The sequence below is a fragment of the Psychrobacillus sp. NPDC093200 genome (assembly GCF_050280345.1).
Lineage (GTDB): Bacteria > Bacillota > Bacilli > Bacillales_A > Planococcaceae > Psychrobacillus > Psychrobacillus faecigallinarum.
The window spans coordinates 80,966-99,414 of record NZ_JBNNVC010000007.1 but is presented as its reverse complement, the minus strand read 5'-3'; the positions used below and the strand labels follow the sequence as shown (position 1 = coordinate 99,414).

Annotated in this window: 22 protein-coding genes; 2 read left to right on the top strand and 20 right to left on the bottom strand. The window is 36.3% G+C overall.

Annotated features, from left to right (window positions below):
• Window positions 1-854: 854 nt before the first annotated feature.
• The 12 genes from ACQKNZ_RS18970 to ACQKNZ_RS18915 all read right to left on the bottom strand — a co-directional run bounded on the left by ACQKNZ_RS18970 (window position 855) and on the right by ACQKNZ_RS18915 (window position 11,797).
• Entirely contained in the window at window positions 855-1,076 is a 222-nt protein-coding gene (locus tag ACQKNZ_RS18970) for a transcriptional regulator (RefSeq protein WP_427661261.1), read from the bottom strand.
• A gap of 134 nt (window positions 1,077-1,210) precedes the next feature.
• Window positions 1,211-1,369: a hypothetical protein gene (locus tag ACQKNZ_RS18965; RefSeq protein WP_186318254.1), complete on the bottom strand. Its 159-nt coding sequence runs from the start codon at window positions 1,367-1,369 to the stop codon at window positions 1,211-1,213.
• 195 nt (window positions 1,370-1,564) lie between these two features.
• Entirely contained in the window at window positions 1,565-2,413 is an 849-nt protein-coding gene (locus tag ACQKNZ_RS18960; protein WP_427661259.1) for a pentapeptide repeat-containing protein, read from the bottom strand.
• A gap of 44 nt (window positions 2,414-2,457) precedes the next feature.
• Window positions 2,458-3,000 (bottom strand): SDR family NAD(P)-dependent oxidoreductase, encoded by a 543-nt coding sequence (locus ACQKNZ_RS18955; protein WP_427661257.1) that lies wholly within the window; start codon window positions 2,998-3,000, stop codon window positions 2,458-2,460.
• A 268-nt stretch (window positions 3,001-3,268) separates the two neighbouring features.
• A complete protein-coding gene (locus ACQKNZ_RS18950) occupies window positions 3,269-3,544 on the bottom strand; it encodes a DUF1292 domain-containing protein (RefSeq protein ID WP_151112651.1) in 276 nt (91 codons plus the stop codon).
• Between the two features lie 94 nt (window positions 3,545-3,638).
• A complete protein-coding gene (gene ptsP / locus ACQKNZ_RS18945; protein ID WP_427661255.1) occupies window positions 3,639-5,348 on the bottom strand; it encodes a phosphoenolpyruvate--protein phosphotransferase in 1,710 nt (569 codons plus the stop codon).
• The gene (locus tag ACQKNZ_RS18940; RefSeq protein ID WP_144540764.1) at window positions 5,336-5,611 is read right to left on the bottom strand and encodes an HPr family phosphocarrier protein; all 276 of its coding nucleotides are present in this window, start codon (window positions 5,609-5,611) and stop codon (window positions 5,336-5,338) included. The genes ptsP and ACQKNZ_RS18940 overlap by 13 nt, the downstream gene beginning before the upstream one ends.
• 149 nt (window positions 5,612-5,760) lie before the next feature.
• Window positions 5,761-7,200: an N-acetylglucosamine-specific PTS transporter subunit IIBC gene (gene nagE, locus ACQKNZ_RS18935; protein ID WP_151112649.1), complete on the bottom strand. Its 1,440-nt coding sequence runs from the start codon at window positions 7,198-7,200 to the stop codon at window positions 5,761-5,763.
• 108 nt (window positions 7,201-7,308) lie between these two features.
• Window positions 7,309-7,791, bottom strand: coding sequence for a PTS sugar transporter subunit IIA (locus tag ACQKNZ_RS18930; RefSeq protein ID WP_427661252.1), 483 nt, complete (start codon window positions 7,789-7,791; stop codon window positions 7,309-7,311).
• 204 nt (window positions 7,792-7,995) lie between these two features.
• Entirely contained in the window at window positions 7,996-8,631 is a 636-nt protein-coding gene (locus ACQKNZ_RS18925) for a FusB/FusC family EF-G-binding protein (protein WP_144540755.1), read from the bottom strand.
• A gap of 93 nt (window positions 8,632-8,724) precedes the next feature.
• Window positions 8,725-9,483, bottom strand: a complete 759-nt coding sequence (locus tag ACQKNZ_RS18920) for an HAD family hydrolase (protein WP_427661250.1) — start codon at window positions 9,481-9,483, stop codon at window positions 8,725-8,727.
• A gap of 79 nt (window positions 9,484-9,562) precedes the next feature.
• On the bottom strand, window positions 9,563-11,797 hold the full coding sequence (locus tag ACQKNZ_RS18915; RefSeq protein ID WP_427661248.1) for a PepSY1/2 domain-containing protein: 2,235 nt from the start codon (window positions 11,795-11,797) through the stop codon (window positions 9,563-9,565).
• A gap of 255 nt (window positions 11,798-12,052) precedes the next feature.
• On the opposite strand from ACQKNZ_RS18915, the gene ACQKNZ_RS18910 reads away from it, so the two are divergent.
• Window positions 12,053-12,223, top strand: coding sequence for a hypothetical protein (locus ACQKNZ_RS18910; protein WP_427661246.1), 171 nt, complete (start codon window positions 12,053-12,055; stop codon window positions 12,221-12,223).
• On the opposite strand, the gene ACQKNZ_RS18905 is transcribed toward ACQKNZ_RS18910, so the two are convergent.
• The 5 genes from ACQKNZ_RS18905 to ACQKNZ_RS18885 all read right to left on the bottom strand — a co-directional run bounded on the left by ACQKNZ_RS18905 (window position 12,213) and on the right by ACQKNZ_RS18885 (window position 15,880).
• Window positions 12,213-12,929 carry a 3-ketoacyl-ACP reductase gene (locus tag ACQKNZ_RS18905; RefSeq protein WP_144540746.1) on the bottom strand — a complete coding sequence of 239 codons (717 nt, stop codon included), beginning with the start codon at window positions 12,927-12,929 and terminating at the stop codon, window positions 12,213-12,215. The two genes, ACQKNZ_RS18910 and ACQKNZ_RS18905, sit on opposite strands and share 11 nt — an antisense overlap.
• A 69-nt stretch (window positions 12,930-12,998) precedes the next feature.
• Complete coding sequence (locus tag ACQKNZ_RS18900; RefSeq protein ID WP_427661244.1) at window positions 12,999-13,523, bottom strand: hypothetical protein; 525 nt, start codon at window positions 13,521-13,523, stop codon at window positions 12,999-13,001.
• A 61-nt stretch (window positions 13,524-13,584) separates the two neighbouring features.
• On the bottom strand, window positions 13,585-14,073 hold the full coding sequence (locus ACQKNZ_RS18895; protein WP_427661242.1) for an HXXEE domain-containing protein: 489 nt from the start codon (window positions 14,071-14,073) through the stop codon (window positions 13,585-13,587).
• An 11-nt stretch (window positions 14,074-14,084) separates the two neighbouring features.
• Window positions 14,085-15,380, bottom strand: a complete 1,296-nt coding sequence (locus tag ACQKNZ_RS18890; RefSeq protein WP_427661240.1) for a DUF4179 domain-containing protein — start codon at window positions 15,378-15,380, stop codon at window positions 14,085-14,087.
• Window positions 15,380-15,880: a sigma-70 family RNA polymerase sigma factor gene (locus ACQKNZ_RS18885; protein ID WP_154309913.1), complete on the bottom strand. Its 501-nt coding sequence runs from the start codon at window positions 15,878-15,880 to the stop codon at window positions 15,380-15,382. The genes ACQKNZ_RS18890 and ACQKNZ_RS18885 overlap by 1 nt, the downstream gene beginning before the upstream one ends.
• A 181-nt stretch (window positions 15,881-16,061) precedes the next feature.
• Between ACQKNZ_RS18885 and ACQKNZ_RS18880 the strand changes: the two genes are divergently transcribed.
• Complete coding sequence (locus ACQKNZ_RS18880) at window positions 16,062-16,880, top strand: thermonuclease family protein (RefSeq protein ID WP_427661238.1); 819 nt, start codon at window positions 16,062-16,064, stop codon at window positions 16,878-16,880.
• A gap of 36 nt (window positions 16,881-16,916) precedes the next feature.
• Here the strand turns inward: ACQKNZ_RS18880 and ACQKNZ_RS18875 are convergent, their stop codons facing one another.
• From ACQKNZ_RS18875 to ACQKNZ_RS18865, 3 genes are all read right to left on the bottom strand, one after another.
• The gene (locus ACQKNZ_RS18875; RefSeq protein ID WP_427661236.1) at window positions 16,917-17,126 is read right to left on the bottom strand and encodes a hypothetical protein; all 210 of its coding nucleotides are present in this window, start codon (window positions 17,124-17,126) and stop codon (window positions 16,917-16,919) included.
• A gap of 44 nt (window positions 17,127-17,170) precedes the next feature.
• A complete protein-coding gene (locus tag ACQKNZ_RS18870; protein WP_427661234.1) occupies window positions 17,171-17,401 on the bottom strand; it encodes a hypothetical protein in 231 nt (76 codons plus the stop codon).
• Between the two features lie 156 nt (window positions 17,402-17,557).
• Window positions 17,558-18,148, bottom strand: a complete 591-nt coding sequence (locus ACQKNZ_RS18865) for a hypothetical protein (protein ID WP_427661232.1) — start codon at window positions 18,146-18,148, stop codon at window positions 17,558-17,560.
• Window positions 18,149-18,449: the final 301 nt, after the last annotated feature.

Below are 18,449 nucleotides of genomic sequence, written 5' to 3'. Positions count from 1 at the left end.
TAGTAAGTAAATGTTTCAAAAAGAATTTATCAAATAGCATAAAATGATTAATTCTTTAAAATATATAATTTAAAGTAGTACTTTCTATAAGGAAATATCACAAAATATAAAACAATGTATGGAGTTTATTAAAAAAGGTCTTTATTCTTTAAAATAATTTAGACAAGTAGTCCTTTGACCTCTATCAACACATTAAAAAATAATAGGATGTGATAGAGGGGGTGAAAATGAATTAACAAGTTCCTTTAATGGAAATGCTGTTAGGATGTGATAATTATCCTTGCTGCTGTTTCAAAGGTAGTCGAGGAACTACTGGCACTTCTGCGGCTACTGATGTTAAGGAAAAAAATGAGGCTGTGTTATTCTACTTTACACATGCTTGCTTATACTCCCGGAACGAACAGTTCCTAATAAGAGGTCTACTTAAGTCTTTCTTACACAACATTAAACAGATTTAAGCAGGCATAGTCTAAAGAGGATAATGCAGAGCTTAATCGGTTAAAGTAAATAAAATTAACCGACTGCAATATTCGTTAATGGAAAACCAATCCCAAAATACTATGAGACACGTAGTACAAGGCAAAATAGCGGTCTGGCAATTGTTTTCTTGAATAGAGATGCATTATTAACCTTAAGAAACCAAATTTTTGACCTGCCCGTTACACTATCAAACGATGACGGAAATAGACAAACAAACGTAAACGCTTCACTTATATCCAAATATTGACTGAGTGCATTCAATATGCACTCTACTTTTTTAAAGTAAGAACTAGAAATAGGAGCAATTTTTTTAATTGCTCCTATTTCTAGTTTTTGTTTTTTGAAAGCCATTTATACTATCGTTTAAGCATTTCTTATATTACATACTTTTCTTTTTCTTTTAGAGGGACAAATGCCAAAATATTGTTCATTTTGAAGGTTCTCTTTGTTTTTCTTAAGTAGCAATATGCTTGAAATGAATCAGCTTTTAAACCTATTACCTTTATTCTTCTTTTGCTAATTTCCCCATTTTCATTTATATAAATCATCTCTACTAATTGATGATATTTTAAAGCTTTTAATATCAAAATACGCAAGCCCGTTTCCTCCTTTTACAGCATTGTATGAAACATACGTTCTATTTATTACTAAAAAAAATATTATATCCTTTGACTTATATAAAAAAAGAACAAATTCTAGTTAGAAAATGTTCCCTTCATTTACCATGTTATTAAGTTATAGGAGATGATTGATCACTTATAATAGTAGGTTCGTGTAAAGCAGCATTATAAGCGATCAAAGTAACGCCAAGCCTTTCTTCCAATTCACTTAGCTCTTTTAATTGCTCGCTATCTAGTTCCGCAAATTTATAATCTTCCATATGGATCATCCTTTCTTTCTATTTATCATCACCTTTCTTCAATGATTTATGCATCGTATCATTAGTTTTCTAACAGCAGCTATTATTTTAAAAGGCTTGTTTGTATATTTATTGATACATCCCAATAAAGCTATATACTGCACCGACATAACATTATCATGGTAACCCTATCAATCAATCTCAAATTATACTCTTCAAACAATTTTATTTTCTCCAATGAGTAGGAATTTTTAGTCTGTCGGGTAGCTTAGTAGAAATATCTCCGTTTGCCGCATTAATTTGCATTTGAGTGAGGAAGAACGAACCAGTTAAATTGGCTCCACTTAAATCTACATCCCTTAAATCTGCTCCTATCCAATCGACTTCTCGTAAATTTGCTTCCCGTAAGTCAGAAGCAATAAGGTATGCGCCTCTAAAACTGACACCACTTAGATTCGCTCGCTTAAGCTTAGCCCCAATTAAATCTGCTCCTCTTTTTGAAAGCTGGGAATTTTTTTTGTTTTTGCTGCCATTTCTCATTGCTTCATAGCGTATTAATTCACTTGCTTTTATCAAGATTTCATTTACAAGCACCCTATGTAAAGGAATATTCACCGTTAAAAGACTTTCTATTTCCAAGGATGTTAACTCTTCTGTTTTATTTATCAATACTTGGACATCCTTGTGTAAGGAAGATGTTTTATCATAAGAAAGAATTTCCGACAAATATAAAAGCATTTCATGTAGCTGATGCATAATTGGCAAGGCAAGAAACATTTGATTAGCTATGTTAGGATTATCTCTCCAATCCATTCCTTTAAAGGTCTGCTGAGATACTTTCTGTCCTGCTCCAATGCATTCAAAAACCGTACAGCCACGATATCCTTTGTTTCTTAACTCACTGTGAATACCACAACGATATTCAGACTGTAAATACTGACAAGGTCTTCCTCCGTCTTTATTGCAGGCGAAATCAGAGGAAGCCTCAAATGGTAAAGCAACACAGCATAGTCCAAAACAATTTTGACAATCTGGAACTAGGTCTGCTCGTATTTGATTAGAGTTATTAGACATAGCACTTCTTCTCTTTCTTCTTTGTTTTTTTATGCTTTATGTTCTCAGTTCGGCTCTATCTGACCTATTTGAAATGAGCGTTTTTCTTGATCGCTCGTAATCGCTTCTATTACACCTTTCGAAATTTCTGAATGTGTTAGCCATCTGGATGTATTGCCTTCTTGCATAAAACCTAGCTGGACTTGATAATACGAGCAATTTTGTGAAATTGGAAGGCCGTTTCTAGTCTCTTCCACATTCGAACTACTCCCTAATATGTGATAGAGTTTCCAGTTGTGCTCCCACTTAGACATTGCTTTTATTAAAGTTGGTAAAGCTTTGCTTGCATATGAATGAACCCATGCAATAACTACATCAATTTCTCCTTTTTCCTTTATAAGCTTTTGTATCTCTTCTTCCCATTGCTGTTCATTGCTATAGTCCACATATAAAGGTGTAATTGTGTGTGCTCCAGAGGATTGCTCTAAAAGTTTTTGCATCTTTGTTTGATTTCTTGCGACCACGGTTACATTGAATTTTTTTTCTTGAAGTCGTAGAGTTGCTTCTCTTAGCATTCCTGTGCCACCAATTACAAGTGCATGTTTCATCGGTTCTCCTCCTTAAACAATTGAAAATATATACAATTCTATTTTTATTGTATCAAATTGCAAGAAATTACATTTAAGAATTATTTTTCATAATTTCTATTATATAATTTGATTTACGCTTTCCGTGGGGATTATGATAAGTTAATCCAATAAGAAAATGAACAATATTTGGATAGAGTATAGTTAATACTGCTATTTGAAAGGTACTATTATCAATAATTTTATAAATAAAAAACCCCCACTGTTTAAGTGGGGGCAGAAAAGAAAATTATTCAGCTTCAGCAGCCATAAATGCCGCAGATACTTTTTCAAATTCCTCATCGCTTTCAATGTTAGCTAGCTCGTCTTCGCCTTCAATACGTAAGAAAAATACATCGAAATCTTCATCTGTTTCTTTTTGTACTTCATCCGCAAAGCCAACAGCTGCATAAGTATCTCCTTCAATTTCCAACAAACCTAATACCTCAATATCTTGTTCTTGGTCATTTTCATCTATAACAGTAAAAATATCGCCAATCTCAACTTTACCAGTGTTTTCTTCCATTCCAATCTCCTCCTAACAATGATCTAATCTGTTCAAGTTTTTCCACCTGATATTTCATCATTACATATTTAGAGGCAAAAGAAAAGAAGTAAGATTACAGGAGATGCAATTTTACATATTCTGTTACATCCTTATCAGTTGCCAATGTTAATATGTGTTTCATATGCTTCCTTAATTCTTCGTGATTCAATTTAGCTATTTGTGACCTAGCTTTCAAAATAGCCAAAGGGTCCATCGACAACTCATCCACACCAAGTGCAAGTAAAAGAGGTATGGCAATTTGCTCACCAGCCATTTCTCCACAAACACCTACCGTTTTTCCGTTAAGATGCGCTGCCTCTACAACCTTTTGAACTGCTCTTAAAATTGCAGGATGATATGGTTGATATAAATAGGATACTTGTTCATTCAAACGATCCGCCGCAAACATATATTGTATCAAGTCATTTGTTCCGATAGAAAAAAAGTCAGCCTCCTGAGCGAATAAATCCACAATCATTACAGCTGCAGGCGTTTCCACCATCATCCCAACTTCTATTTCTTCCGATACAATAACTCCTGCATTTAAAAGCTTTTGTTTTTCTTCAAATAGAATTGACTTCGCAGTCCTAAACTCCTCCAGTGTGGAAATCATAGGAAACATAATTTTTAACTTTCCAAATTTGCTTGCCCTTAAGAGAGCTCGCAACTGTGTACGAAAAATTGTCTGCCTATCTAGACTAATCCGGATAGCTCGATAACCTAAAAAAGGATTCATTTCATTTGGAAGCTCTAAGTAAGGCAATGCCTTGTCTCCACCAATGTCCATTGTTCGAATCACGGTAGGTCTGTATTCCATCTTGGAAATTACAGCTTGATAAGCTTCAAATTGTTCCTCCTCATCTGGTAGTCTATTGCGATTCATGTACATAAATTCGGTGCGAAATAAACCAATACCTTCCCCACCTTCAGAAAGTACTGTTTCTCCATCCTCAGGAGCTCCAATATTTGCAACAAGATGAACCTGATGCCCGTCCATCGTAACACTAGACATGGAAAGATAATTTCTCAACAATTCTTCTCTTTCTTCTAATACCTTTTGTTTAGTAAGATAAAACATTTTTACGTCTTCTGGTGGATCGATTATTATTCTTCCCTCTTCACCATCTATAATAAGCAATGTACCATCTTCGATATCAAAGGTCCCTGTTTTTGTACCTACAATTGCTGGAATTCCTAATGAACGAGCCAATATTGCTGAATGAGAAGTAGTCCCCCCAATGTTAGTGATAGTTCCCTTAACATATTGCTTGTTCAAATGAACAGTTACCGAGGGAGTCAAGTCCTCTGCTACTATAATTATTTCAGAATCTATCAAGCTCAAATCAGGCAATTTTACTCCTAATAAGTCGGCAAGTAGTCTCTTTGAGACATCCTGAATATCTATAACTCGGTCTTTCATGTAATCATTATCTAGTGCGAGGAACATCGCCCTGTACATGTCTGTAATCTCAGTTAAAGCTGCCTCTGCATTTTTCCCTTCATTGATTTGTTCAATAATAGCCGCAATCCAAACAGGATCCTCTAAAACGAGCTGCTGGGCAGAAAAAATAGCAGCCTTTTCTTCTCCCAAATGTTGACGAGTTGCTGCATATATTAACTGGAGCTGTTCCTTTGTACTAGCAATGCTGTTTTTAAGTCTATTTACCTCTATTTCTGCCTCCTGGATATGGTTTTGATCATATGAAAGAATTGGTTCTACAAAGCTATACGCCTTTGCAATCGCGACACCAGTTGAAGCTGGAATCCCTTTTAACTCTCGCATAGTTCACCAATCCCATGAGAAAGTATGACTTCAGCTAGCTTTTCTAGTGCCTCAGCAGCATCGTCGCCGTCAGCAGAAATAGTAATGGTTGAATTTACAGGAATAGATAAGGTCATAACTGAAAGTATTGACTTCAAGCTTACTGACTTACCATTGAAACTCAATTCCATTGATGACCTACAAGACGCAGCACTTGAAACTAATAACGCAGCCGGTCTAGCATGAATACCTTCCTGAGCTGTAATTTTAAAACGCTTTTTCATCGTCTCACCCCCGTTAGGTTTATAGAAAAAAAGAGAGGCAGACCCAAAAGGAAGTCGGCCAGTCTTCAATTTATTACTATGTGAGTTTACTCATCTAGACACCTAGGTGAATCAACTTCTAATTTACTGGATACGCCAAATTTCAACCTTTATTTTCGAAGTTTATCTACTTCATCAGCGACAAACTGCACACTTGTGCCAACAATTACTTGAATGCTTTTCGGACCGACAACATTAATACCATGTATTCCTGATGACTTTATTTTCATTTGATCCACTTGGTCCATATCTCTAACTTCAACGCGTAAGCGAGTAGCACAATGCTCTACTGATGTTACATTTGACTTGCCACCAAGACCAGCAAATATTTTAGTCGCCATCGTTGCAAATTTATTGTCAGTAGTTGATGTTTCCTCAACTTGTTCAACTTCATCATCTTCTCTTCCTGGAGTTTTCAAATTGAATTTGACGATTAAGAAACGGAATAAGAAGTAGTAGATGACCGCAAATACTAGCCCTTGGACAATCAGCATATAAGGTTGATTTGCGATTGGAATGCTCAAGCTTAAGAAATAATCGATAAATCCAGCACTAAATCCAAAGCCTGCTGTCCACTGGAAGGAAGCTGCAATAAATAAAGACAAACCTGTCAAAGCTGCATGAACCACATATAATGCTGGTGCTAAGAACATAAAGGCAAACTCAAGAGGCTCTGTTACGCCTGTAAAGAATGAGGCAAATCCAGCTGCTAGCATTAAAGAGGCAGCTTGTTTTTTACGCTTTGTTTTAGCAGTATGGTACATAGCCAAAGCGGCTGCTGGTAAACCGAACATCATAATTGGGAAGAAGCCCGCTTGATACATCCCTGTTACGCCCTTGACACCAGAGCTCGACCAGAAATTTTTAATGTCACTTATTCCAATCGTATCAAACCAAAAAACAGCGTTTAACGCGTGATGTAAGCCGGTTGGAATTAAAAGGCGATTGAAGAATCCATATAGCCCTGCTCCTGCTGCACCTAATCCGCTGATAGTTTCTCCAAATGAAACCAATCCTCCGTAAACAATTGGCCAAATAAAGAATAGTGCTACGGAAACAGCAAGCATCACAAACGAAGTAACGATTGGCACCATTCGCTTACCACTGAAGAAAGCAAGGAAGTCCGGCAGCTTTACATGACTGAAGCGATTGAACATAGCTGCAGCTATAATTCCTGAAAGTATCCCTATAAATGCATTATTTACTTTTTCAAATGATGCATCTACCTCGCCTACATCAATTCCTTGGAGCAAGGAAACTGTACCTGGAGATAGCATAGTCGTTACGACTAAAAATGCAACCAAACCACTAAGAGCTGCTGCGCCGTCTCTTTCCTTGGAAAGTCCAATTGCAACTCCGACCGCAAACAGGACTGCTAAATTATCTAAAATTGCTCCTCCAGCTTTAATAAGGAAAGCTGCAACTACATTACCACTTCCCCAGCCTGTTGGATCCAGCCAATAACCCACCCCCAGCAATATAGCCGCAGCCGGCAATACAGCTACTGGAAGCATTAATGAACGACCGAGCCTTTGAATATAGCTTTTCATTGATTAACATCTCCTATTCTCCTTATAGATTTAGGGAATCTTTAAAATGATTGCTTAAGCCAAAACAATTAACTTGCTCTTCTCACCTCCAAATTCCTTTCAATTTTTTCACTTGGAGAAACTGGTCATCAAAACCGTTTTCCCCTGTTCGCAATGTTGTACTTGTTCTAATTGAACAGTCTTTTCTGCACTATTAGTTATGACAAGAGGTGTTACCAGACTGGCGGCATTCTCCTGTAGAAAATCCCAATCCACCTTTAGTAGCAGCTGACCTTTTTCCACCTTATCCCCTGCTTTTACACAAGCAGTAAAGCCTTGTCCCCCTAAGGAAACAGTTTCCAATCCAACATGGATCAGAAGCTCTGTATTATCGTCTGTTCGTAGACCAATCGCATGCTTTGTGTTAGCAAGATGTATAATCGACCCACTACAAGGAGCAAGAATATTTCCTCCACTTGGCATGATGGCTACTCCATCTCCTAGCATCCTTTGACTAAACACCGGATCTGGAACATCATCTAAAGAAAGTACCTCCCCATCTACAGGGGCGAAGATGTGTAACCTCTGCTTAGAAAAAAACCTAGAAAACATACTTTTTATCCCCTTTGCACCTCTTTTATCACACTCAATAATTCCTATACACCATGTATATTGTCTAGTCCCACATTAAAGAACAGAAAAAAGGAGCAGGCAATGAAATTCATGCCAACTCCTAAAAAGAATTATCTTTTCTCTTACTCCTTCATCTAAAAAATGCTCTTTGACAAAGTTTCTTCCATCAAAGAGCATTTCAAATTATTTCAAACCACTTAAAAATTCTGTTAGCTTAGAGGCGTCTGTGATATTTTCGTTACATCGTATGCTATCCACGCAAATGGTATTTCCTTGTTTCGTAAATGTTCCTTCATTTCCTTTTTTCGAACTCACCATAAACATAGTGACGTCTTCGAGGTGATTACAGATGGCACAAATTCCTTTCTTCACTTGGTTACCATATGTTCCACGTCTTCCATGTAATTGGCCATCTTTTTCGTATATTATATACTTTCGATTAGTACCATTATCGGTGATACAGAAATAGACTGAACCAATTCTTTCTTCTACGCTTTGTTTAGGGGCCTTTAGTTTTTTATCCTTTGGAAAGAATTTTTTTATCGTATGCTCCGAAACCTCTGGAAAAGGAATTACTAAAGTTCTTAGTTCTTTTAAAAAGGCTTCTAACTGTTCCTTGTTCTCTAGGTCTAAAATTTTATCGATTAATAGCTTCTGTTCTTTGTTTAAATCCGTAAAGGCCTCACTGTTTTTTTCTTGGACAAGTTCCTTTAAAGCTTTGATAACTGCTTTATCCTTAGTAACTCCAAGCCCATTCACTAACTTTTTTGCTTGTTCCTTTAGGATGTTGTATTGAATCGGTTGAATGAATTGCTCCATATCCCTTACTCCCCACTCTAATTTTCTAATATATAAATTACCAATCTTTGTTAATAAGTGCAATTAATTAATTTTTCTCAAATACAGTGAGGCTTATGTCAAAATATCCAAAAGCTCAGTAATACTAAAAATTACGTGTGTTGGGATAGCTTCGCTTGGGAGAGATATTACATTATTATTTGATTCCTTTGCGAGCTTAGCTAGGAGAATATCCTCCATTCCTTCAGATCCCGCTCTTGCATTGGACTTTACTTGCTTGAAGTGGTTTGGTAGGCTCCTATTGATCCATACAGCCCTTACTCCCGTCTTGTTTGCTGGAATAATATCGTGATCAATTCGATCTCCTATATGTGCTACAACAGCTTGAAGCTCCTTAAACACCCTTGTATCTGGCTTAGCATAGCCAGCTGTATCAGGGGTAATTATTTTATCAAAACATGCAGTAAGCCCTAAAGCATCCAATACAGGCAGCTGATACTTTAAATAACCATTTGTTATAACTGCCAGTGAATATCCCCTTCGCTTTAACTCCTGCAGAACTTCTATAATTCCTTCTTCTAAGAGATAGATTGAGGTTGGCATACAATATTTTTTCACTATCTCTTCCACATTAATCGGGAGGTTCAGGTTTATGCTATTAGTATATGAATTCACAATTTGTTCCCAATCATATGCCTCAACAAATTTCCCCTGGCTCAATAGAGTTTGATGCTTTAGGACAAATGCTTCTACACAATCTACAGAATCTCTCTTTTTCTCATGGATGATACGCTGTATCTCTGGAAACACATGACTAACAAAAGGGTTTTGCATAATGGTTCCATCCAAATCAAAAGTAATCCATTTATTCATTTTATAACAACCCCAATTGTAAATATTTTAAACCTCTGACCACAATAAAAACCCTCGCTTACACGAGGGCTCGCATTATTTAATAATTAATATATCTTCCCTTTTTGGCGATCTCATGAGCTAGACGAATAGTAGACACCGACATTTCCGCATAGGTCACTTCTTGCTTAGGATTAAATTGATTTTTAGATGTCTCAAATAGCCCGTATTTATTTGCTAGAGCGACATATCCAATGTAATCAGGATTTATATTTTTTGTATCCGCGAAGTCTACCTTGTATATATCATAGTGCTTTGCAGCATGCTCTAAGCCGAGTACTCTAATATACCATGTAGAAAGTTCTTCTCTTGTTACTGGTGAGTCTACATCAAATTTTTTGCCTTCTACGTTCAGAATTTCAGAACCAACCGCTCTTTCAATTACTTGATATAATGGATGCTTTGGATCGATATTATCAAACGTTTGCTCCATTGCTTCATTTTCATAATAATATCTTCCCTCATAGAAGTAGGTGAGAGAATTCATCAGAATTTTAAGTGCTTCACCTTTTGAAATAGCAGCATCTCCATTAAAGGTTTTGGCATCCTTCACATCTAAAATCTTCGTGCTAATTAAGTAATTGAGTTCTTCCTCAGCAGTCGGGTGTGAAACAACCACTGAGCTTTGCTCTCCATATAGGCTGCTCCATTTACCGGTCTTAGCATCTAGTGTACTGTAAAGGCTATCGTTGTAGACAGGCACATACAGTAAATCATAATGCTTATTATCCTTCTTTTGCATTTGCTTTGTATAATTTAACTTTACCTTTAAAGAACTACTTAAGATTGCCATTGCCTCTTTCTCAGGAAGTACATCCTTTACAGAAGGCCACTCATCTATTTTTTGTTCATTTACATATAGGCTGCTTAGTGAGCCATCTGCAGAAACACCTACGTTAATCATATCTCCGTTTACTAGTATTCCATTCACTACTCGAGGGAAGGAGAAGTTATATGTTCCCATTCCTTCATCATAATATGGCTCGTCAACTGGCATGCTAAAGTTATGCAAGTAAGATGGAATCCATTCTTTGATAAAAGCTGTTGCTTTCGCTAAGGCTTCCTTTTGAGAAATTGGCTTTGATACGGCTTGCTTTTCTCCTAGCTCTTGAAGTAAATATCCCATCATATTATGATATTGAACAATTTCTCCAGTAGCTTTATTAATCTCAATACTAGCACCACTTCCACCATTTTTGTGGTTATACATGTACTGAATGCTGTAAACAGTCTGACCATTATAATTTTCAATTTCATCAATTGATTGGATGCTTAGCTTCAATTTGTCTGATTTATTTTGTAGGAGCTTTTCTGCAACTTTTTTAGCTTCCTCTACCGTTATTCCCTTTTGTTTTGCAGGTAGAGGTTTCTCTACAATCTTTGTAACCTTTGTCTTTGAAGGAAATTTATCTGTCAATCCATTTGCAGTTAACCATTTGCCAGTTGAAGCATGGACCCCAATAAAATTACCCGTTGGTTGATAAATCAGCTTAACCGTGCGCTCTCCTGACTGGTAATCCACATTCACCTGATATTGAAGCTCTACTTTAACATTTTCTTTTAATTTACTTAATATATCCTTTTCAGACTTAATGTTTTTCACTTCGTCAAAAGTGTTTTTTTCTTGTTTGGATGGATATTTGTAAAAATTAGTGATTTGACCATTTCCAAGAATCGTCACTTCCACGCGGTTATCCGATATTGAAATATCATTTTTGGTTTTTGAGAAGGAGAAGGAATAATTAATAGGCTCTGTTAAAATGCGAGTTGGATAATAATAATTGTTATCACTTTCTAACTTGTATGAGTCTTCCTTCAACAAACTCTTAACGAAGTCTTCTGCTAATTTTCTTGCTTCATCCTTGGAAACCTTCGCTGGAAATAAGGCATCCGATCCAATTGGTGGTGAGTACGAGTAATGTTCGATGTCTAAATTTTCACCAACAAATCCCACGTTGCCATATACTCTTTTTCCTTCAACCGTTTGAGTAAAGCTAAGATTGTATCGAGTTGTCTCATCCTCTGGGAAGTAATAGCTGCCACTACTCATTTGAAAGTCACTACTTTTTAATGAATCAAATTGCTTTGGAAAATACGAGCGAAACTTTTTAATCAAATCTTCCTTCGTATAAACAACCTCTGAAGATGCTACCTGAACTAACGGTTTATCCGGCTGCCCCAATCCCGTAGTTGCCGCGCTAGCAGTAGTAGAAAATAATCCAACGGTCAATGCAGATGAAGTCAAGATGATCCCAAGCTTATTTAATTTAACCAAGATTGTCCCCCATTTTGTAATCTCATATTTTTTATCTATCTTCCCTATGCTTGTCTATTAATTTCCCCTATGGAATAGGTTGCTTGAACATAATTTAGCTCTTAAGTCTCCTCCCTTTTATAGAAAAACACAAACCTACTTATTTATATGCTAGATAGAATCAGAATATTCCATATTCATAAAGTTTTTTTAAAACATTACTAGAGAAATAGTTTTAATGAAAGCCACTTTGAGGGGATTGTAGTAATTCGAGGAGTGATTGTCGTAATCCAAGCAATGATTGTAGTAATCTATTGGGCGATTGTAGTAATTCAAGCCTGTATTGTCGTAATCTATTGGGGGATTGTAGTAATCCATATCAATATTGTCGTAAACAAAAAAGATCGTGATTTTCATCACGATCTTCATTTAAGATTTATGGATTAGTTGACCATAATCCAGCTGATTTCAGTAGAATTCTTGGATTCATCTTCAGCTGGGCTACCATGAAGTCAGCAATGTCTTCTGGTTGCATAACTTTTTCTGGATTGCCATCTGTAAGATTTAATTCAACTGCCATATCTGTTGCGACAGTACTTGGTGTCAATGTTACTACACGGATATTTTGCTTTCTTACTTCTAGCATTAATGATTCACTTAGTGCGATAACTGCTGCTTTTGAGGCGCTATAAGCACTTGTGACTGGAGCACCTTTTTGGCCAGCAGTAGAAGAAATATTGATAATATCTCCTGCATTTTTTTCAATCATATCTGGTAATACTGCTCTTGTTACATAGTAAACACCCATGACATTCACTTGAATGATTTTAGCCCAATCTTCTGGGTCTACTTCAAGAAACTTGCCAAACTTTGAAATCCCAGCATTGTTTACTAAAATTTCAATTGGACCTAGCTCGCCACGAATTTTCTCAACTGCAGCATTCACAGATTCCATATTGGAAACGTCTGCAGTAGCTAAAGAAACCTTCACACCGTACGATTGCAATTCACTTGCAACTGCCTCTAAATTTTCTATTGATCTTCCCAAAAGTCCAAGGTTGATCCCCTCTTTAGCGAATGCTAAGGCTGTTGCACGACCGATGCCTCGACCTGCACCAGTAATCAATGCCGTTTTCCCTTTAATTGCTTGCATGCGAATCTCTCCTTATGTACACATTTTTCCTTACACATTTAGCGTACCCTCATTCGGAGAAAAAATATATTATTTTGCTTTAGATGGCATTTGCTTAGCAGGCGGTTTTATTTCCTTCACGCTTTCAATCAAGGCAAAAATCACGCCTAATATTAACTGAATGAACCCAAAGGACCTTAAGCTTTCATTTTGCAATCCTATAATTGTACTCACCACAATAATCATTCCAAAAATAATCATATATTTGCATATTACTAGTGGCTTAACATTCCATTCCAAAAGCTCGATTTTCAGGATAAAAAAGATAGCTCCAAATAAAAATAGTAAAGAACCTAAGTATATTAAAAGATATTCCCCTAATAAAACTCCGCCCAGCACAATGACTGGTCCCGAAATTAGCATGAATATACGAATTATTTTGGTGTTAACAGGCTTCTTTACTCTCCTTGTTTTCCTCGAGCTAAGTACCATTGCACCTAAAAAAAATAGCCCCACCCCGTAAATCATTAAGAATGAATTATCAAGCGTTTCAACCTTTACAGACATCAAAAGAGAACCACACAGCATAGATAATACTCCTAGTAAAAGTGCCATATAACACCCCGAACATTTTTACCTAATTATCCCATAAAAAGTAACTAAATGGTATTAGTTTTTAACTTAGCAAATACTTTGCTATCAATAAGGCTGTAAACGCAAAAGGGGTTTGTAATATAAATCCGAGCATTATATATAGAGGTATTTGTTTTCCCTTAATCATTTTAGTTAGTAGCAAAACACGAATACTATATACGCAAAACGGTATTAAAAGTATAACCGCAGTAATTAGGCCGGGCACATACCTCTGAAAAAAAATACCTTGAAGGACATGAACAATTCCATTCGCTAAAAAAATTCCTCCAACCATCAGCATTAAAAATGAACTAGGAGCCATCCCTAAAAATCTTTTATTTGCTGCAGTGACTAAACATCCCACAGTAACAATCACCCATAGCAAGCTAAAGGCAAGCGCAAATTCTTCTTCTGTTACTTGAAAGGGAAGTGGCAGAATAAATTTCTCTACTGTCAAAATTTCCTCTACATCATGAAGAAGAAACACGATCGGAAACATCCATAAAAGTTTTTTTATTTTTATATCTTCCATTACTTATCATCCTATTTTATCTTGATGCTTATATCATTCTCCAAATAATTAGGATATCCCTGCAATTCAAAGGTCACTGGATTTTCATACATTCCTTTTTCTAAGGTAAATACTTGAAAATTCTCCGTATCAGAGAATCTATTAGATACGCTTAGCACGATATTCTTTCCATTTGTATCTAATCCATTATTAAAAAGAGTGTGCTTATAATGTATATGTTCATCTAGTCTTACTGCGAATCCTTCTTCGCTTATATTTTCAAGCTGTAACGGATACTGCTCGGACATAGAAACAACCTCTTTTTTATCAAAATCTATGACGACCTCTCGCTCATCCTTTGGTAAAGCGACTAAATCACCAATGACTAAAAATAACTCTTTTGGTTCCTGAAAATAACTGCTTTCCAAAAAAAACGTTCTTTTCGTATTATCTGCACTCCCAAAACCACTAATGGAAGAAGATCCATTTCCCCACATATCCCCATCTCCATCTTGCAATTCAATGGAAAGGAAATCAAAAATTACCATATCATTTTGGTTATCTGTTTCTATCTCAATAGCAGCATGCAAGGGTGAAATTTTCACTTGTTCAACCGTAAACTTTTGCCCAGCTACTATCACCTCTTGATTAATATTATATTTCTTTGGTTTTGCTATTTTATTATTTAATGTAAAAGGTATTACAAATTTTAGTTCCTCCTGCCCTATAACGGACACTTCTAATTCAAAGGATGGATTAGAATAATCGATTACACTACTCGGATCAGAAATTCTAATCGTGTTCTTTATTTCATTGGTTTGTTCATCTTGCGCAAAATCTGAAGTTACATATACAAGACCCAACTCTTCCTCATTCTGTAGCAGTACAGTCTTACCTAAGCGATAATCATTAACGGATTGAGGAGACTCGAGGGTATAGGAAAGTAACATTCCAGTTTCATCTGCAATGACACCGTCTAATGTAAAGGTAACCTCGTTTTCTGTGTTGGATACACCGATTTCCTCAAAATAGTTATTTTGAACACTGTCTTCTACCCCTCTGTCGTATTCAATAATTGCTACAATAGCACCTAAGCCAGGTATGCTCTCAAAAACCTGAGCAAAGGCTGGAGAGATTCGGGTCATAAAGGTAAAGCCAAGGAACAGCACGGCTACTGCTGATAAGCTAAAAACTATTTTTGTTTTGCGTTGTTTTTTTCTCTGGGCTAGCTTGATACCATTTAATATGGCACTTCCAGTAGATTGACTAACCTGGATTACCTCCATCTGCTGATCCATTAATTGCTGTACCTTTTTTATACCGCTCATCAAATATCCCCCCCTCGCTCACCCATGAACACACGAATTTTCTTTAATGTATGGTGTAACCTTGATTTTACTGTCCCCTCTGGAATTTTTAGCCTTCTAGCTATTTCACTAACCTTTAAATCATTAAAGTATTTTAAATGAATAAGCTCTCGCTGTGCAGTTGGCAGGGCTTGAAGTGCTAAATTGAGATCTGGGTTAGAAGTATTTTCTTCTTTTTCTACATATTCATTTAAGGATGCTAGCTTCCCTTGTTTCTTCAATGTATCCATGCAATAATTCAACAGTATTCTTACAAGCCATGTTTGAAAAAAAGATGACTCCTTCACTTGATGACGCTTTGTATAAGCTCGATAAGTCACCTCTTGAAGAGCCTCCAGTACTTCATGCTCATTTTTCAAATAGATGAAGGCTGTTTTATATAAAACATCACGATGTATTTGCATTAGCTGTAAGAAAGCATCGTCATCTCCAGCGATTGCTCTCCTAACTAGGTGCTCCATTTTCGCTCCCCCTCTTTCGTATCTGTTAGACTCTCTTTTTAAAGAAAACGTTCAATGGAAATAAAATATATTTTTAATGGAAAAAAGCTACGTCTAACGTACTGTATTCTGCATTTTCTCTTCCTCTTCCTTTTATTTGTATGTTAAGATAGTGACCGATTGAAAGAGAGAGGTAATTGATATGAAAAAATGGATTATGTATTTGTTGTCCTTAACCATTTTGTTAGGGGCATGCAGCAGTATAGATGAACTAGTGGAAGAAACTCCATTTACAGGACCAACTGAGGAAACTCAACAAACTGAAAAAGAACCAACAAAGGTCACGTCACCAGGTACCATTCACGATATATCTAAATTTGAAGAATTTCCGTTAGTCAGCGTGATTGATGGAGATACGATTAAAATAAAATACAACGGTGCAAATGAAAATGTTCGTTTTTTATTGGTAGACACTCCTGAAACTAATCATCCAAAGCTTGGAGTACAGCCTTTTGGACAGGAGGCAAAGGATTTTACGAAACAGCTACTAGAGGGACAAGATACGGTCTTCTTAGAGTTTGACGTCTCTTATAGAGACAAGTATAATCGTCTCCTCGCCTACATTTACACTGCTGATGGTAAGAGTGTCCAAGAAGAATTATTAAAAGAAGGACTTGCTCGGGTGGCATATATATACGCCCCGAATACAATGCATGTTGACTGGTTCGAATCTATTCAAAAGTCCGCTCAACAACAAGCGGTTGGCATATGGTCTGTCGAGAATTATGTAACAGATAGAGGCTACGATAAAGAGGCGATTGAGGAGTTAGAAAAACTTACTGAAACAGATTCAACAAAAAACAACGATGCTGATTGTACGATTAAAGGTAATATCAATTCTAAAGGTGAAAAAATCTATCATACACCTGGACAACAATATTACGAAATGACAATTGCTGAAGAGATGTTTTGTAGCAAGGAAGAAGCTGAAGCAGCAGGCTTCCGAGGTACGAAAAGATAACAATATTTTATTTCTTACTAGTTCAAACCAGCCTCATCATTCTGTGATGGGGCTTTCTTCTATATTTAACTCCTTATAAAAAGTATCAACCAATGGAATAATATTAGGTTTGGAATGATAAACTTGGTTTTGGATATTAGATAAGTCTGTATTAAAAACTGTCTTTCCATCATACAAGTAAACAGCGTATCTCCAGCCAACGCTTCCTTCCTGATCTTCATGCGGTATAAATTCAAGCTCATTCACTAAATGGAGGAACTCATTGACTTTGTCTTGGTCTTATATTGTTTTCATTTGTCCAGTACTTCCATCTTGAATAACAACCTGGAACTCCATCCATAGCCAGACAGAAAGACGTTAATGGGGATTTCTCCTATAGTGACGGCTAGCTTCGGTGGTTTTTGTCTAATCGCAGACTGCTCCAATTGTTCGTTTTTCTTTATAGATGCTATCTTCTCCCCTTCTCCTGACCAATAAAACAGATTTAGGACAGCTGTCATCACTAAAAGTGCTACATTCATATAATTGTCCCCCCTTTTTGAATTAGTCGTGTATTATATACAAAGGTTACCATAAGATATCTTGAAGATAATGACCTTAAATTGCAAAGAAGTCTGTCCGGTGATATACAAAGGAACAAATAAATAAAAAGGCAGCCCACATTAAATGGAACTGCCTTATTCTCTGAAAAATTTAATCCATATTGAAAGTAAATAAAAGCCTATAAAAGTGAAGGCTGTGATGGAAAAGAGAGAATCATTTATAGTGACTAGCAAAAGCTGAACAACAATTAACAGTGTAAATGCTTCCCTCATCCACTCTGCTTTTTTTCTATGTAAAACAATTTGGATTATGATAATTACTAGAAATAGTATAGCTATTATAATATTTTCGTTTGCTATATTGTTCATGAATTCATAAGTAGCAAAAAATAACAACAGAAAATACGGTACCTCCATATATAGCCGGGGTTTCTTTTTACCAACAACTACCACATAGGTAATTACTGCAAGGATGCCAAGAAAATGTCCTTTAGTTCCTCCATTAAAATAAACGATTGAAAGCGGCATTTGGCTAACTAACGAAAAGTTAAATAAAATATAGGATAGCTTCCACACAAGAATATAAGTAAAAAATGCATTACTAACCCATTCTCCTACTTTTTCTTTTAAAGCAACTCGATAGAGAAAAGAACTTATAAAGACTGCTCCTATTACAATTATCCATATCGCAGGAATCGTTATTCTCCCAATTTCTAAATAAGACATTTGGAACTCCTTTTGCAAAAATAATACTAGTTTTCTCTACTATGACACATTCTTCTTTTGTTCGCAGTTATTTGTGCTCGACTGCCACTTCTCATCCACCTGAAGAATTACCTATACTCAAATAAAAGTCATTCTTATGGCTATTTTAAACATGAAAAAATCCACACTTCTATTTTCTAGAAGTGTGGATTTTTTACTGAAAAGCTGCCTCCTCGATTTTTCTCCATTTGCTTGTCGGGGCAGTAATAGGTGCTTGCGCTTTTCTTATTTGTCTAGCGCAAGCGCCTTGCCCCTCGAGGTC

Bases quoted from the DNA above. Each gene is read 5' to 3' on its own strand.
- ACQKNZ_RS18920 (WP_427661250.1), bottom strand. From the start codon at position 9,483: ATGAATAAATGGATTACTTTTGATTTGGATGGAACCATTATGCAAAAC.
- ACQKNZ_RS18940 (WP_144540764.1), bottom strand. From the start codon at position 5,611: ATGAAAAAGCGTTTTAAAATTACAGCTCAGGAAGGTATTCATGCTAGA.
- ACQKNZ_RS18895 (WP_427661242.1), bottom strand. From the start codon at position 14,073: ATGGAAGATATAAAAATAAAAAAACTTTTATGGATGTTTCCGATCGTG.
- ptsP (WP_427661255.1), bottom strand. From the start codon at position 5,348: ATGCGAGAGTTAAAAGGGATTCCAGCTTCAACTGGTGTCGCGATTGCA.
- ACQKNZ_RS18955 (WP_427661257.1), bottom strand. From the start codon at position 3,000: ATGAAACATGCACTTGTAATTGGTGGCACAGGAATGCTAAGAGAAGCA.
- ACQKNZ_RS18925 (WP_144540755.1), bottom strand. From the start codon at position 8,631: ATGGAGCAATTCATTCAACCGATTCAATACAACATCCTAAAGGAACAA.
- ACQKNZ_RS18905 (WP_144540746.1), bottom strand. From the start codon at position 12,929: ATGCAAGCAATTAAAGGGAAAACGGCATTGATTACTGGTGCAGGTCGA.
- ACQKNZ_RS18870 (WP_427661234.1), bottom strand. From the start codon at position 17,401: ATGAATGTAGCACTTTTAGTGATGACAGCTGTCCTAAATCTGTTTTAT.
- ACQKNZ_RS18865 (WP_427661232.1), bottom strand. From the start codon at position 18,148: ATGTCTTATTTAGAAATTGGGAGAATAACGATTCCTGCGATATGGATA.
- ACQKNZ_RS18885 (WP_154309913.1), bottom strand. From the start codon at position 15,880: ATGGAGCACCTAGTTAGGAGAGCAATCGCTGGAGATGACGATGCTTTC.
- ACQKNZ_RS18880 (WP_427661238.1), top strand. From the start codon at position 16,062: ATGAAAAAATGGATTATGTATTTGTTGTCCTTAACCATTTTGTTAGGG.
- ACQKNZ_RS18950 (WP_151112651.1), bottom strand. From the start codon at position 3,544: ATGGAAGAAAACACTGGTAAAGTTGAGATTGGCGATATTTTTACTGTT.
- nagE (WP_151112649.1), bottom strand. From the start codon at position 7,200: ATGAAAAGCTATATTCAAAGGCTCGGTCGTTCATTAATGCTTCCAGTA.
- ACQKNZ_RS18965 (WP_186318254.1), bottom strand. From the start codon at position 1,369: ATGATCCATATGGAAGATTATAAATTTGCGGAACTAGATAGCGAGCAA.
- ACQKNZ_RS18890 (WP_427661240.1), bottom strand. From the start codon at position 15,380: ATGAGCGGTATAAAAAAGGTACAGCAATTAATGGATCAGCAGATGGAG.
- ACQKNZ_RS18900 (WP_427661244.1), bottom strand. From the start codon at position 13,523: ATGGCACTTTTACTAGGAGTATTATCTATGCTGTGTGGTTCTCTTTTG.
- ACQKNZ_RS18930 (WP_427661252.1), bottom strand. From the start codon at position 7,791: ATGTTTTCTAGGTTTTTTTCTAAGCAGAGGTTACACATCTTCGCCCCT.
- ACQKNZ_RS18960 (WP_427661259.1), bottom strand. From the start codon at position 2,413: ATGTCTAATAACTCTAATCAAATACGAGCAGACCTAGTTCCAGATTGT.